15 protein-coding genes are annotated in these 14,525 nt (G+C 71.1%); 2 read left to right on the forward strand and 13 right to left on the reverse strand.

Annotation, left to right across the window (positions count from 1 at the left end; all coding sequences use genetic code 11):
• Positions 1 to 47 precede the first annotated feature (47 nt).
• Entirely contained in the window at positions 48 to 1,247 is a 1,200-nt protein-coding gene (mgt, locus tag CNQ36_RS26140) for a macrolide-inactivating glycosyltransferase (RefSeq protein ID WP_121547770.1), read from the forward strand.
• Between the two features lie 64 nt (positions 1,248 to 1,311).
• On the opposite strand, the gene CNQ36_RS26145 is transcribed toward mgt, so the two are convergent.
• The gene (locus CNQ36_RS26145) at positions 1,312 to 3,561 is read right to left on the reverse strand and encodes an MMPL family transporter (protein ID WP_121547771.1); all 2,250 of its coding nucleotides are present in this window, start codon (positions 3,559 to 3,561) and stop codon (positions 1,312 to 1,314) included.
• A gap of 266 nt (positions 3,562 to 3,827) precedes the next feature.
• On the opposite strand from CNQ36_RS26145, the gene CNQ36_RS26150 reads away from it, so the two are divergent.
• A complete protein-coding gene (locus tag CNQ36_RS26150) occupies positions 3,828 to 4,376 on the forward strand; it encodes a DUF1697 domain-containing protein (protein ID WP_121547772.1) in 549 nt (182 codons plus the stop codon).
• A gap of 3 nt (positions 4,377 to 4,379) precedes the next feature.
• Here CNQ36_RS26150 and CNQ36_RS26155 read toward each other — a convergent pair whose 3' ends face one another.
• From CNQ36_RS26155 to CNQ36_RS26210, 12 genes are all read right to left on the reverse strand, one after another.
• A complete protein-coding gene (locus tag CNQ36_RS26155; RefSeq protein ID WP_004923431.1) occupies positions 4,380 to 5,117 on the reverse strand; it encodes a sirohydrochlorin chelatase in 738 nt (245 codons plus the stop codon).
• A gap of 8 nt (positions 5,118 to 5,125) precedes the next feature.
• Positions 5,126 to 6,022, reverse strand: coding sequence for an ABC transporter permease (locus CNQ36_RS26160; RefSeq protein ID WP_040905890.1), 897 nt, complete (start codon positions 6,020 to 6,022; stop codon positions 5,126 to 5,128).
• Positions 6,009 to 6,797: an ABC transporter ATP-binding protein gene (locus CNQ36_RS26165; protein ID WP_040905889.1), complete on the reverse strand. Its 789-nt coding sequence runs from the start codon at positions 6,795 to 6,797 to the stop codon at positions 6,009 to 6,011. Before CNQ36_RS26165 ends, CNQ36_RS26160 begins: the two co-directional genes overlap by 14 nt.
• A 36-nt stretch (positions 6,798 to 6,833) precedes the next feature.
• On the reverse strand, positions 6,834 to 7,937 hold the full coding sequence (locus CNQ36_RS26170; RefSeq protein ID WP_121547773.1) for an aliphatic sulfonate ABC transporter substrate-binding protein: 1,104 nt from the start codon (positions 7,935 to 7,937) through the stop codon (positions 6,834 to 6,836).
• A 226-nt stretch (positions 7,938 to 8,163) separates the two neighbouring features.
• Positions 8,164 to 9,498 carry a sulfate adenylyltransferase subunit 1 gene (locus CNQ36_RS26180; RefSeq protein WP_004923422.1) on the reverse strand — a complete coding sequence of 445 codons (1,335 nt, stop codon included), beginning with the start codon at positions 9,496 to 9,498 and terminating at the stop codon, positions 8,164 to 8,166.
• Between the two features lie 2 nt (positions 9,499 to 9,500).
• Positions 9,501 to 10,436, reverse strand: coding sequence for a sulfate adenylyltransferase subunit CysD (cysD, locus tag CNQ36_RS26185; RefSeq protein WP_004923420.1), 936 nt, complete (start codon positions 10,434 to 10,436; stop codon positions 9,501 to 9,503).
• The gene (cysC, locus tag CNQ36_RS26190) at positions 10,433 to 11,002 is read right to left on the reverse strand and encodes an adenylyl-sulfate kinase (protein WP_121547774.1); all 570 of its coding nucleotides are present in this window, start codon (positions 11,000 to 11,002) and stop codon (positions 10,433 to 10,435) included. The genes cysD and cysC overlap by 4 nt, the downstream gene beginning before the upstream one ends.
• Before the next feature lie 2 nt (positions 11,003 to 11,004).
• A complete protein-coding gene (locus CNQ36_RS26195; RefSeq protein WP_004923414.1) occupies positions 11,005 to 11,715 on the reverse strand; it encodes a phosphoadenylyl-sulfate reductase in 711 nt (236 codons plus the stop codon).
• Positions 11,712 to 11,891 carry a hypothetical protein gene (locus CNQ36_RS26200; protein WP_004923411.1) on the reverse strand — a complete coding sequence of 60 codons (180 nt, stop codon included), beginning with the start codon at positions 11,889 to 11,891 and terminating at the stop codon, positions 11,712 to 11,714. Before CNQ36_RS26200 ends, CNQ36_RS26195 begins: the two co-directional genes overlap by 4 nt.
• A complete protein-coding gene (locus CNQ36_RS26205) occupies positions 11,888 to 13,585 on the reverse strand; it encodes a nitrite/sulfite reductase (RefSeq protein WP_004923408.1) in 1,698 nt (565 codons plus the stop codon). Before CNQ36_RS26205 ends, CNQ36_RS26200 begins: the two co-directional genes overlap by 4 nt.
• Before the next feature lie 136 nt (positions 13,586 to 13,721).
• The gene (locus CNQ36_RS35735) at positions 13,722 to 13,805 is read right to left on the reverse strand and encodes a putative leader peptide (protein ID WP_310887545.1); all 84 of its coding nucleotides are present in this window, start codon (positions 13,803 to 13,805) and stop codon (positions 13,722 to 13,724) included.
• 127 nt (positions 13,806 to 13,932) lie between these two features.
• The gene (locus tag CNQ36_RS26210) at positions 13,933 to 14,505 is read right to left on the reverse strand and encodes a GNAT family N-acetyltransferase (RefSeq protein WP_121547775.1); all 573 of its coding nucleotides are present in this window, start codon (positions 14,503 to 14,505) and stop codon (positions 13,933 to 13,935) included.
• Positions 14,506 to 14,525 lie beyond the last annotated feature (20 nt).

A 14,525-nucleotide genomic window follows, 5' to 3' on the forward strand; every position in this document is an offset into this window, starting at 1 on the left:
ACGGAAATTGATTGCACGAGACGTCTCGTCTCGTCTATGGTCGTGGCATGACCAGTCCCGCTCACATCGCCATGTTCTCCATCGCCGCCCACGGCCACGTGAACCCGAGCCTCGAGGTGATCCGCGAGCTCGTGGCGCGCGGACACCGGGTGACCTACGCGATCCCGCCGCACTTCGCCGAGAAGGTCGCCGAGACCGGCGCCGAACCGGTGCTGTGGAACAGCACGCTCCCCGGTCCCGACGACGACCCGGAGGCCTGGGGCAGCACACTGCTCGACAACGTGGAGCCGTTCCTCGCGGACGCCGTCCAGGCGCTTCCGCAGCTCATCGAGGCCTACGAGGGCGACACCCCCGACCTCGTCCTGCACGACATCACCTCCTACCCGGCGCGGGTGCTCGCCCACCGCTGGGGCGTGCCCGCGGTCTCCCTCTCGCCGAACCTCGTCGCCTGGGACGGGTACGAGAAGGAGGTCGCCGAGCCGATGTGGGAGGAGCCGAAGAAGACCGAGCGGGGGCAGGCGTACTACGCCCGCTTCCGGGCCTGGCTGGAGGAGAACGGAATCACTCAGCACCCCGACGACTTCGCCGGCCGCCCCGCGCGTTCGATCGTGCTGATCCCCAGGGCGCTCCAGCCGAACGCCGACCGGGTGGACGAGAGCGTGCACTCCTTCGTCGGCGCCTGCCAGGGCGACCGCGGCGCCGAGGGCGGCTGGCAGCGGCCGGCCGGCGCGGAGAAGGTCGTGCTGGTGTCGCTGGGATCGTCCTTCACCAAGCAGCCCGCCTTCTACCGGGAGTGCGTCGAGGCGTTCGGCGGTCTGCCCGGCTGGCACCTGGTGCTGCAGGTCGGCAGGCACGTCGATCCCGCCGAGCTCGGTGACCTGCCGGACAACGTCGAGGTGCGGTCCTGGGTGCCGCAGCTCGCGGTCCTCCGCCAGGCCGACCTGTTCGTCACCCACGCCGGGGCCGGCGGCAGCCAGGAGGGGCTGGCCACGGCCACGCCGATGATCGCCGTACCGCAGGCCGTGGACCAGTTCGGCAACGCGGACATGCTGCAGGGGCTGGGGGTGGCCCGGCACGTCCCGGCCGGCGAGGCGGACGCCGGGACCCTGCGGGCCGCGGCCCTCGCCCTCGTCGACGACCCGGAGGTGGCCCGGCGGCTGAAGGGCATCCAGGCCGAGATGGCCGAGGAGGGCGGCACCCGCCGGGCGGCCGACCTGATCGAGGCGGAGTTGCCCGCACGGCGCTGACGCGACCGGCGAGGAGGGGCCCGGCGGAATCCCGCCGGGCCCCTCCTCACGCGTTCCTACCGGCTCACACCGGTACCCGCTCGCCCTCGTCGTCCCGCGACACCGGCGGCGTCACCGGCTCCGGCGACTCGTCGTGGGTCAGGTCGGGCATCCGGTGCAGCCACTTCGGCAGGTACCAGTTGCGCTCGCCGAGCAGCGTCATCACCGCGGGCAGCAGCACTCCCCGGATGACCGTCGCGTCGATGAGCACCGCCGCCGCGAGGCCGACGCCCATTTGCTTCATGGACTGCATGGACAGCGTTCCGAAGATCCCGAACACGGCGACCATGATGATCGCGGCACTGGTGACCACGCCGGCCGTGGTGACCACACCGTGCCGGACCGCGTCCCGCGTCGTACGGCCCCGCAGCCGGGCCTCGCGGATCCGGGAGACCACGAACACGTGGTAGTCCGTCGACAGGCCGAACAGGATCACGAAGAGGAACAGCGGCAGCCAGGTGATGATCGCGCCGACGCCCTCCGCGCCCACCAGGGACGCGCCCCAGCCGTGCTGGAAGACCGCCACGAGGATGCCGTACGCGGCGCCCACCGACAGCAGGTTCAGCACGATGGAGGTGATCGCGACCGTCAGCGAGCGGAACGACAGCAGCATCACCAGGAAGGCGAAGACCACCACGAAGGCGAAGACCGGGACGACGGAGCCGACCACCTGGTCGTTGAAGTCCTTCGAACCGGCCACCTGCCCGGTGATCGGCGCCTCGACGCCGTCGACCTCGCCGAGCGTGGCGGGCCGCACCTCGTCGCGCAGCTTGTCCAGGCTCTCGCCCGCCTTGTCCTGGTCGGAGCCGCCCACCAGCGGGACGTAGACGAACGCGACGTTCTGCTGGTCGTGCAGCTTGATCTCGACCGGCCCGCGCGAGGCACCCGAACCGATCGCCCCCTCACGGAATTCGGCGAGCGCGGACCGCACCTCGGGCGCGTTGATGTCGTCCGCCCTGACGACCACCTCGGCCGGCTCGGAACCGCCCGGGAACGCCTCGTTCACCCGGTCGTACGTCTGCACGATCGGCAGCGAGTCGCCGAACTCCTGGTCCAGCGTGAGGTTCTGGGTCTTCATCCCGACCGCCGGAGCGGCCACCGCAAGCAGCGCGCCGGTCGCCACCACGACCGACAGCACCGGCCTGGCGAGCACCCGCTTCAGCACGGCCGTCCAGAACCGGCTGTCCGTGCTGCCGCCGGTGCGCCGCCTGCGCAGGAACGGCAGACGGCCCTTCTCGACCCGCTCGCCCAGCAGCGAGAGGAGCGCCGGCAGGACGGTGACCGAGCCGACCATGGCGACCGCCACCACCATCAGCGAGGCCAGGCCCATCGCCTCGAACTCGGCGAGCCCGGTGAACAGCATGCCCGCCATGGCCACGCACACCGTGACACCGGAGACGACGATCGCCCGGCCGCTGGTCGCGGCCGCGATCCGCAGCGCCGTGCCGGCGTCCCGTCCGGCCGCCCGCTCCTCGCGCTCCCGGCGCAGGTAGAACAGGCAGTAGTCGACGCCGACGGCCAGGCCGACCAGCAGCATCACCGAGTTCGCGGTGTCGCTCATCGGCTGCAGGTGGCTGACCAGGCCCATCAGACCCATCGTCGCCATGATCGCGGTGATCGCCAGCGCCACCGGCAGCAGCGCCGCCACCAGCGCGCCGAACGCGATCAGCAGGATGCCGAGGGCCACCGGCACCGCGGAGTACTCGGCCTTCTTGAAGTCGTCGCCGAACGCGTCGTCGAACGTCTTCATCATGCTGGCGTCGCCGATCTCCTCGATCCGCAGCGACCCGTGGTCCTTCTGGACGTCCTCCACGGCCTTCAGCACCGGCGCGACCCGGTCACCTGCGGTGTCGGAGTCGCCCCGCACGTCGAACTGGACCAGCGCGCTGCGCCCGTCCTTCGAGATGGTGCCGCTCTCGTACGGCGAGGTGACGTCCGTGACCTCGCCGGTCCTCTCCACCGCCGTGACGACCGCGGCGACCGCCGACCTGAACCCGGCGTCCGTGGCCTCCGGACCGCCGTCCCGGGCCTGGACCAGCACGGTCTCTCCGGCCGGCTCCTCGATGCCGGCCTCCTCGATGATGCGGGCGGCGGTGCTGGTCTCCCCCTTGAGCTGATCGCTGTCGCCGACGTCGACCCGGCCCGCGGCCGAACCGAGTCCCATCGCCAGCACGACGAACAGCACCCAGATGCCGACGGCCGCCCAGCGGTGCCGGGCGCTCCAGCCGCCGGCCCGTGCGGCGAGGCCCCGCACCCGTGATTCTCCGTTCCCCATGACGGGCTCGCTCCCTCGTGTTCGGCAGCGACCCTCTGCCGCCACCTGGCCCTTTCGACGGTAGGGAGCGGATAAGATCGTCTCGTCGTGCTGTCCGGTGAAGCCCGGGAACCCCGGGTCATCCCATCGGCGCCCGCCGTCTCCCCACTGGGGAGGACAGCGATCCCCTACACGTATCCGGGGACGTGGGGGCCGGTGATCAGGGTCCCGGTGCACCGCTGCGGTGCCCGCCCCACGGGGCACGGCGGCCGTCCTAGGGTGTACGCATGGCGACGAGATACGCGGCGCTGCTGCGCGGGATCAACGTGGGCGGCAGCAGGAAAGTCCCGATGGCCGAGCTGCGCACGCTCCTGGAAGGGCTCGGCCACGACGGGGTGCGCACCCATCTGCAGAGCGGCCAGGCGGTGTTCGCCTCCGGGCACGGCGACGAGGAGTCCCTCGCCGCCGAGCTGGCGGCGGCGGTCGAGCGGCACTTCGGCTTCGCGGTGGACGTGATCGTGCGCGACCACGCCTATCTGAAGGGGATCGTCGAGGCCTGCCCGTTCCCGGCCGCCGAACTGGAGCCCAAGCAGCTCCACGTCACCTACTTCTCCGCGCCCGTCACCCCCGAGCGCTTCACCGAGGTCGACCGGGCGGCCTATCTGCCGGAGGACTTCCGTCTCGGCGACCGCGCGCTCTACCTCTACGCCCCCGACGGCCTGGGCCGTTCCAAGCTCGCCGAACACCTGTCCAAGCCCCGTGTCAACAAGGGCGTCGTCGCCACCAGCCGCAACTGGAACACGGTGCGCAAACTGGCGGAGCTCACCGAGGGCTGAGACTCAGGCGCCGATCGCGGCCGGCGCCCGCACCCGCGCCTCGTCGTACCGGTCGAGCAGCAGCCGCGCCACCTCCGGCGCCGGGCCCAGCACGTCCGCGAGGACGTCCGCCCCGGCCGCGCCCCGGGCGATCCGGTCCGGGAGGAAGCCGGGGGCCAGGACGTACGGCGCCACGGCGACGCGCGCGCAGCCGAGGGCGCGCAGCTCCCGTACCGCCTGCTCGGTGCGGGGGAGGGATGCGGAGGCGAACGCAGGCCGCACGGCGCACCAACCGGTGTGCCGCCACTCCCGCGCGATTTCTGCGATCACTGCGATCGCCTCCGGGTCGGAGGACCCCGCCGAGGCCAGTACGACCCCGGTGGAGGACTTGTCGGCGGGCGTCAGGCCCGCCTCGTACAGCCGGCGCTCCAGCGCCGAGAGCAGCAGCGGGGACGGGCCCAGCACCTCGGCCCGGCTGATCCGCAGCCGCCGCGGAGCCTGCGCCAGCACCGCCGGGATGTCCGCCTTGGCGTGGAAGGCGCGGGTCAGCAGCAGCGGGAGGGCGACCACCTCGCGGACGCCCTCCGCGTCCAGGGACTCCAGCGCTCCCGTGACCGAGGGGAGGTTGAAGTCCAGGAACCCGGTCTCCACGCGCAGCCCCGGCCGCAGCGACCGCACCCGCCGCACCAGGGCGTGCACGGTCGCGGCGTGCCGCGGATCGCGGCTGCCGTGGGCGACGACGAGGAGTACCGGACGGTGCATGGTGTGCCTCAGCTCCTCACCAGCAGACCACGGCTGCGCAGCACCCACCGCTCCAGCGGGCTGAAGATCAGCAGGTCGATGGCGATACCGACGGTCAGGATCAGCAGGATGGCCTCGAACACCATGGCCATGTCGCTGGCGTTGCGGCCGTTCTCCAGCAGCTGGCCCAGGCCCACGCCCAGGTCGGGGAAGGACGCGATGATCTCCGCGGCCATCAGGGACCGCCAGGAGAACGCCCACCCCTGCTTCAGACCCGCCACATAGCCGGGCAGCGCGGCCGGCAGCACGATGTGCCAGGTGCCCTTCAGGCCCGTCGCCCCCAGCGTACGGCCGGCCCGCAGGAACAGCGGGGGCACCTGGTCGACGCCGGACACCAGACCGTTGGCGATCGAGGGGACCGCGCCGAGCAGGATCACCGCGTACATCATCTGGTTGTTCAGACCCAGCCAGATCACCGCCGGCGGCACCCACGCCACCGACGGCAGCGACTGCAGACCCGACAGGATCGGGCCGATCGCCGCCCGCACGAACTTCACCCGCGCCACCAGCAGCCCCAGCGGGGTGCCGATCAGCAGCGCGAAGAAGAAGCCGAGCAGACCGCGCGAGACGCTGGTCCAGATGTAGCCGAGCAGCTCGCCCTGGAGCCACGCCCGCTGGGCGACGTCCCAGACGGCGCCGGGTGCGGGCAGCTTGCTCGGATCGTCGACGATCCTGAAGGAGACCAGCGCCTGCCACACCGCCAGCACCAGGGCGACGGCGATGACCGGCGGAAGGATCTTCTCCACGAAGGTCTGCCGGAACGGCCTGCGCCCGGTCTGCACCGTCTCCAGTGCGTCGAGCCCCGCCTCCAGACCGGCGAGGTCGCCGCCGTCCCGGTCCTTGGCGGTCGTCTCAGTGCTGGCCATGACGGCGGATCTCCCCACGGAGTTCTTCGGTGATCTCGACGGACAGCTCCGCGACCGCGGTGTCCTCGATACGGCGCGGATGCGGGATGTCCACCGTCCACTCGCGGGCGACCCGGCCCGGACGGGACGACAGCAGCACCACCCGCTGGGCGAGCCGCACCGCCTCGCGCACGTTGTGCGTGACGAACAGCACGGACAGCTTCGTCTCGCTCCAGATCCGGGTCAGCTCGTCGTGCAGCACGTCCCGCGTGATGGCGTCCAGCGCCGCGAACGGCTCGTCCATCAGCAGCAGGTTGCTCTCCTGGGCGATCGCCCGGGCCAGCGCCACCCGCTGCCGCATACCGCCGGACAGCTCGTGCACCCGCTTGCCGTGCGCGCCCTTCAGCCGGACGAGTCCGAGGAGTTCCTCGGCCCGCTCCCGGCGCTCGTTCTTCACCACGCCCCGCAGCTTCAGGGCGAGTTCGATGTTCTTGCCCGCGGTCAGCCACGGGAAGAGGGCGTGCTCCTGGAACATCAGGGCGGGCCGGCCGTCCGTGCTGATGCTGCCGGCCGTGGGGCGGTCCAGGCCCGCGACCAGGTTGAGCAGCGTGGACTTGCCGCAGCCCGAGGCACCCAGGAGGGTGACGAACTCGCCGGGCGCGACATCGAGGGTGATGTCGTCCAGCACGAGCTGCTGCCCGGCGGGACCGGCGAAGGACTTCGAGACATGCTCGATCCGGGCGGCGTGCGTGACCGCCGCGGTGCCGTCGTCGGCCTTGGCGAGGGTCGTGGCCATGGTCGTCACCTCCTGGGAACTCTGCGTGATCCGGTCTTACTTGGCGCCGAGACCGGCGTCGTCCACGGCGGACCCACCGGCCGCCTTCAGGACCTTGTTGAGCAGCGTCAGGTCGTAGATGCCGTCCAGGTCGGGCTGCTCCAGCAGGCCCGCCTTCACGGCGTGCTCCGCCTGGGCGCCGAGCGTGGCGGCCAGCGGGTCGTCGGTGAACCTGATCGACTTCCACGCCGGGTCCAGCACCTCGGCGGGCAGCGCCTTCCCGGAGTCGGCCTCCAGCTGCTCATTGGCGGCGGTCTTCGCCTCGTCCGGGTTGGCGTTGATCCACTTGTTGGCCTCGACGGACGCCTTCAGCACCGCCTCGACGGCCTTCGGGTGCTCCTCGAGGAACTGCCGGCGCACGATGATGTTCGTGATCACGAACTCCTCGTCCGGCCACAGCGTCGCCTCGTCCAGCAGCACCTTGCCGCCCTGCGCGACCAGCTTCGAAGCGGTCGGCTCCGGCACCCAGGCGCCGTCGATCGACCCGGCGCCGAAGGCGTCCGGGGTGACCTTGTTGTCGCTGCGGACGACCGTGACGTCGCCCTTGCCGCTCTGCGCGTCGACCTTCCAGCCCTGTTCGGCCGCCCAGTTGAGGAACGCGACGTCCTGGGTGTTGCCGAGCTGCGGGGTGGCGATCCGCTTGCCCCTGACGTCCTTCAGGGACTTCACCTTGTCCGGGTTCACCACGAGCTTCACCCCGCCGGACGCCGAACCGCCGATGATGCGCAGGTTCTTGCCGCCGGACTTGGTGTAGCCGTTGATGGACGGGGACGGGCCGATGAAGCCGATGTCCACGGAGCCGGAGTTGAGCGCCTCGATCTCCGACGGCCCCGCGTTGAAGACCGCGTAGGTGGCCCTGGTGGCGCCGAGTTCCTTCTGGAACAGGCCCTTCTTGTTCCCCACCAGCGCGGTGCCGTGGGTGAGGTTGCCGAAGTAGCCGATCCTGACGGAGTCGAGACCGTCGATCTTCTTCGCCCCGGAGGCGACCTTCGCGGTGTCGTCGTCCTTGGCCTCGGACCCGTAGCCGCAGGCGGCCAGGGTGAGCAGCGGAAGGGCGGTCATCACCGCGAGGGCGCGGCGCAGGGCGGATGTGGCAGGCACGGGAGGTGTTCCTCTCGCAAGGCCCGGCGGTCACGGTCTCTCAGGCACCGTGGCCGGGAGGTCGGCGGGTTTTCGTCTACGGCGGTGGGGGGTGAGGGCGCGCGAGCGGTGCGCGTACGTCATCGCGCACATCGCGCCACCCCGCCCTGCCCGCTGCCGAGAGCTCCGCTGCCGACGCGGCCGCCCTCCTTCGCGAACTCGGAGTAGAAGTCGGTGGGGTTCACGCTCAGAAGTCCCATCCGTCGTCGTCGGCCTCGTCCTTGACGGGTTCCGGCGCGGCGAACGACTCACCGACCATGCCGGCGGTGAGGGTGGTGCCGTCGCTGGGGTCGATCAGGATGAACGAGCCGGTGCGCCGGGAGTCCGAGTAGGAGTCGGCGGGCAGCGGTTCGGCGGTACGGATCTTCACCCGGCCGATGTCGTTGGCGACCAGCCGGCCCGGGTGCGGGTGCAGCGAGAGGTCGTCCAGCGTCAGCCGGGCCGGTATGTCCTTCACGATCGCCTTGACGGTTCGGGTGCCGTGCTTGAGCAGCACCCGGTGGCCGACGGTCAGCGGCTGGTCGGCGACGTGGCACACGGTGGCCTCGACGTCCTGCGTGGTGTCCGGCGCGTCCTTGCTGGGGACGATCAGGTCGCCGCGGGAGATGTCGATGTCGTCGGCCAGCAGCAGCGTCACCGACTGCGGTGTCCAGGCCACGTCGACGGGCCGGCCCAGCAGGTCGATCCCGGTGACGGTCGTCGTCCGGCCGGACGGCAGCACGGTCACCGCGTCGCCCACCCGGAAGGTGCCCGCCGCGATCTGCCCCGCGTAGCCCCGGTAGTCGGGGTGCTCGGCGCTCTGCGGCCGGATCACGTACTGCACGGGCAGCCGCGCGTGGCAGTGCGCCAGGTCGTGGCTGACCGGGACGGTCTCCAGGTGCTCCAGCACCGTGGGGCCGCCGTACCAGTCCATGTGCGCGGACGGCTCCACCACGTTGTCGCCGACCAGGGCCGAGATGGGGATCGCGGTGACCTCGGGGACGCCCAGTTCGGTGGCGTACGCCGTGAACTCCTCGGCGATCGCGGCGAACACCGACTCCCGGTAGTCGACCAGGTCCATCTTGTTCACGGCGAGGACGACGTGCGGCACCCGCAGCAGGGCGGCGATCGCGGCGTGCCGGCGGGTCTGCTCGACGACGCCGTTGCGGGCGTCGACCAGGATCACCGTCAGCTCGGCCGTGGAGGCGCCGGTGACCATGTTCCGCGTGTACTGCACATGGCCCGGGGTGTCGGCGAGGATGAACCGCCGCCGGGAGGTGGCGAAGTAGCGGTAGGCCACGTCGATGGTGATGCCCTGCTCCCGCTCGGCCCGCAGGCCGTCGGTGAGCAGCGCGAGGTCGGGCGCCTCCTGGCCCCGGTTCGCCGACGCCCGCTGCACGGCCTCCAGCTGGTCGGTGAGGACCGACTTGGAGTCGTGCAGCAGCCGGCCCACCAGGGTGGACTTGCCGTCGTCGACGGAACCGGCGGTGGCGAACCGCAGCAGGGTGGTGGCCGCGAGCTCCTCGGTGGTGATGGTGCTCATGTCTAGAAGTACCCCTCGCGCTTGCGGTCTTCCATCGCGGCCTCGGAGAGCTTGTCGTCGGCGCGGGTGGCGCCGCGCTCGGTCAGCCGGGAGGCGGCGATCTCGGTGATCACCTTCTCGATGGTGTCGGCGTCGGAGTCCACCGCGCCGGTGCAGGACATGTCGCCCACGGTCCGGTAGCGGACCAGCCGCTTCTCGACGGTCTCGCCGTCCTTGGGGCCGCCCCACTCACCGGCGGTCAGCCACATGTCGCCGCGGCGGAACACCTCGCGCTCGTGCGCGTAGTAGATCTCCGGCAGTTCGATGCCCTCGCGGGCGATGTACTGCCACACGTCCAGCTCGGTCCAGTTGGACAGCGGGAACACGCGGACGTGTTCACCGGGGGCGTGCCGGCCGTTGTACAGGTTCCACAGCTCGGGGCGCTGACGGCGCGGGTCCCACTGGGAGAACTCGTCGCGCAGCGAGAACACCCGCTCCTTGGCCCGCGCCTTCTCCTCGTCACGGCGACCGCCGCCGAACACGGCGTCGAACCGCTCGCTCTGGATCTTCTCGGTGAGCGGCACGGTCTGCAGCGGGTTGCGGGTGCCGTCCGGACGCTCCTTCAGCACCCCGCGGTCGATGTAGTCCTGCACGGAGGCGACGTGCAGCCGCAGCCCGTGCCGCTCGATCGTGCGGTCGCGGTAGTCGAGGACCTCGGGGAAGTTGTGCCCGGTGTCGACGTGCAGCAGCGAGAACGGCACCGGGGCCGGGGCGAACGCCTTCAGCGCCAGGTGCAGCATGAGGATGGAGTCCTTGCCGCCGGAGAACAGGATCACCGGCTTCTCGAACTCGCCCGCCACCTCGCGGAAGATGTGCACCGCCTCGGACTCGAGGGCGTCCAGGTGGGAGAGGGCGTACGGGCTGTCCGTACCCTCTTCGACGGTGGCGACGGTCGTCATGCCAGTCCCCTTTCGCTGAGCGCGGCGTGCACCGACGCCGCGGACTCCTGCACGGTCTGGTTCTGGGACTCGATCCGCAGATCGGGCGTCTCGGGCTCCTCGTACGGGTCGTCCACACCGGTGAGCCCGGTGAGTTCACCCGCGGCCTGCTTGGCGTACAGGCCTTTCACATCGCGTGCGGAGCACACCTCGACCGGGGTCGCCACATGCACCTCGACGTACGGCGTGCCGTTCGCCTCGTGCCGCTTCCGGACCGCGTCCCGGCTGTCCGCGTACGGTGCGATGACCGGGACGAGGGCCGTCACGCCGTTGCGGGCGAGCAGTTCGGCGACGAAGCCGATGCGCTGCACGTTGGTGTGCCGGTCCTCACGGGTGAAGCCGAGGCCCGCGGAGAGGAACTCGCGGATCTCGTCGCCGTCGAGCACCTCGACGCTGCGGCCCTGCTCGCGCAGCCGGCCCGCCAGTTCGTGGGCGATGGTGGTCTTGCCCGCACTCGGCAGACCCGTGAGCCAGACGGTGGCTCCGGTGGTCACGTGGTTCTCCTGGTTCGTCGAAGGCGCGGTCATGGTCAGCCGTGCAGTCCGCACTCGGTCTTGGAACGCCCCGCCCAGCGGCCGGCCCGGGCGTCCTCGCCCTCCAGCACACGGCGGGTGCAGGGCGCGCAGCCCACGGAGGCGTAGCCGTCGGTCAGCAGCGGATTGGTGAGGACGCCGTGCTCGGCGACGTAGGCGTCCACGTCGTCCTGGGTCCAGCGGGCGATGGGGGAGACCTTCACCTTGCGCCGCTTCTCGTCCCAGCCGACGACCGGGGTGTTCGCCCGGGTGGGGGACTCGTCGCGGCGCAGGCCGGTCGCCCAGGCCGCGTAGCCCTTCAGGCCCTCCTCCAGCGGCCGGACCTTGCGCAGCGCGCAGCACAGGTCGGGGTCGCGGTCGTGCAGCCGGGGGCCGTACTCGGCGTCCTGCTCGGCGACCGTCTGCCGCGGGGTGAGGGTGATGACGTTGACGTCCATCACGGCCTCCACCGCGTCCCGGGTGCCGATGGTCTCCGGGAAGTGGTAGCCGGTGTCGAGGAACACGACGTCGACGCCGGGCAGCGCGCGGGAGGCGAGGTGGGCGACCACCGCGTCCTCCATCGAGGAGGTCACGCAGAACCGCTTGCCGAAGGTGTCGGCGGCCCACTGGAGGATCTCCTGCGCGGAGGCGTCCTCCAGGTCGCGGCCGGCCTGCTCGGCCAGCGCCTTCAGGTCCTCGGTGGCGCGCCCGTCCTGAACGGCCGTCATATCCGGTCCTCCCGGGTGTCGGATCGCTCGAGCCCCCGGGCGAGCAGCCCGAGGAACTTCAGCTGAAAGGCTCGGTTGCAGGCGCCGCACTCCCAGGCCCCGTGGCCCTGTTCGCCGGGGCGCAGGTCCTCGTCGCCGCAGTAGGGGCAGTGGAACGGCGCGGCACGCTCGCTCATGACAGGGCCTCCTCCGGCGCGCGGCCGACCCAGGCGGCGAACCGCTCGCCGTCCTCGCGCTGCTCCTGGAAGCGCTTGAGGACCCGCTCGATGTAGTCGGGCAGTTCGTCCGCGGTCACCTTCAGGCCGCGGACCTTGCGGCCGAAGCCGGCCTCCAGGCCGAGCGCGCCGCCGAGGTGCACCTGGTAGCCCTCGACCTGCCGGCCCTCCCCGTCGAGCATCAGCTGGCCCTTGAGGCCGATGTCCGCCACCTGGATACGGGCGCAGGCGTTCGGGCAGCCGTTGAGGTTGATGGTGATCGGCTCGTCGAAGTCCGGGATGCGGCGCTCGAGTTCGTCGATCAGCGAGGCGCCGCGCGCCTTGGTCTCGACGATGGCGAGCTTGCAGAACTCGATGCCGGTGCAGGCCATCGTGCCGCGCCGGAACGGGGAGGGGCGGGCGCTGAGGTCCAGCGCCTCCAGGGACTCGACGAGGGAGTCGACCCGGTCCTCCTCGACGTCGAGGACGATCATCTTCTGCTCGACGGTGGTGCGGACCCGGCCGGAGCCGTGGGCCTCCGCGAGGTCGGCGATCTTCGTGAGGGTGGTGCCGTCGACGCGGCCGACGCGCGGGGCGAAACCGACGTAGAAGCGGCCGTCCTGCTGACGGTGCACGCCGATGTGGTCGCGCCACAGCTGGGACGGCTGCTCGGGCGCGGGGCCGTCGGTCAGCCTGCGTCCCAGGTACTCGTCCTCCAGCACCTGGCGGAACTTCTCCGGGCCCCAGTCGGCGACGAGGAACTTCAGCCGGGCCCGGTTGCGCAGCCGGCGGTAGCCGTAGTCGCGGAAGATCGACAGGACGCCCTCGTAGACGTCGGGCACGTCCTCGGACGGCACCCAGGTGCCCAGCCGCACGCCCAGCTTGGGGTTGGTGGACAGTCCGCCGCCGACCCACAGGTCGAAGCCGGGCCCGTGCTCGGGGTGGCGGACACCGACGAAGGCGACGTCGTTGATCTCGTGCACCACGTCGAGGACGGGCGAGCCGGAGATGGCCGTCTTGAACTTCCGGGGCAGGTTCGAGTACGCCTTGTTGCCCAGCACGCGGCGCTTGATCTCCTCCAGCGCCGGGGTGCCGTCGATGATCTCGTCCTCGGCGATCCCGGCGACGGGGGAGCCGATCATCACGCGGGGGGTGTCGCCGCAGGCGGTGACCGTGGACAGGCCGACGGCCTCCAGCCGCTCCCAGATCGCGGGGACGTCCTCGATGCGGATCCAGTGGTACTGGACGTTCTGCCGGTCGGTGATGTCGGCGGTGCCCCGCGCGAACTCCTGCGAGATCTCACCGATCACCCGCAGCTGCCGGGTGGTCAGCGCCCCGCCGTCGATGCGCACCCGCAGCATGAAGTACCTGTCGTCCAGCTCCTCCGGCTCCAGGACCGCGGTCTTGCCGCCGTCGATCCCGGGCTTGCGCTGGGTGTACAGACCCCACCAGCGCATCCGGCCGCGCAGGTCGTTGGGGTCGATCGAGTCGAACCCGCGCTTGGAGTAGATCGTCTCAATGCGTGTCCGCACATTGAGACCGTCGTCGTCCTTCTTGAACTGCTCGTTGCCGTTGAGCGGGGTCAGGTGTCCGACGGCCCACTGACCCTCGCCGCGGTGACGGCTCACCTTGCGGCGCGGAGTCGCGGCAGCGGGGTTCTGTGGGGTGGCGGCCATGGCTGATACGTCCTTCGGGACAGGCGGGAAGGCAGGAAGACGGCTCTGACCTGCGCATACCGGTGCGCAGGCAGATGTGCGCGTCATTGCGCGGGGAGAAGGCGTGGAGAGGTTGTCGGGCGCTGCCGGATGACTCTCAGCGCGCCGGACAGATGGCGCTGGACATGCGGCCGAGGTCGACGTGCCGCCGACTCACCAAGGCGATTCCAGTTCCAGGCATGGCGGAAGCGTGTCACGGCGCTCTGGACACAGTCCACCTTTATCCAAAATGCGGACACCCTTGTCTCGAAATCAGAGACAAGGGTGTGCTTGGTCACAAGCCTGACGGGTGGTCTTGTACGTGCTGGTCAGGCGGGACAGGCGCCCGGCCACGGTCCCGGGGTGGGCACCTCGGGCTCGTCCTCGACCTTGGTGTCGAACAGGGTGAAGCCACGGCGCAGGTAGTTGTCCATGGCGTGTTCGCCGTCCTTGCTGCAGGTGTGCAGCCACACCCGGGTGGTCGGCTTCAGCCCCGGCCAGCGGTCGGCCAGGTCCCAGGCGCGGGCGGTGCCGTACGACAGCAGGTGCCCGCCGATCCGCCGGCCCCGGAACGCGGCGCCGAGACCGAAGTAGAGGATCTCCACGACCCCGTCCTGCTGGGCCTCCAACTCCACGTACCCGGCGGGCGTCCCGCGGTCGTGGGCGACCCATGTCTCCACCCCGGGCCGTTCCAGGTGCTCCCGCCACCGCGCGTGCGTCCAGCCCAGCCGGTCGGTCCAGCGGATGTCCCCGCCGACCGAGGCGTACAGGAAACGGCTGAACTCGGGGGAGGGCACCTCGGAGCGGACGACCCGCACGTCCCCCTCGGGCACGGCGGCCGGAAGGAGGTCGGTGGGCGCGTTCTGCTCCAGGGACCAGGTGGTCACGGAGATGGTCGTCATGTCCGAAAGGGAACCATCCG

Origin of the sequence: Streptomyces fungicidicus (assembly GCF_003665435.1) — a bacterium.
GTDB classification, from domain to species: domain Bacteria; phylum Actinomycetota; class Actinomycetes; order Streptomycetales; family Streptomycetaceae; genus Streptomyces; species Streptomyces fungicidicus.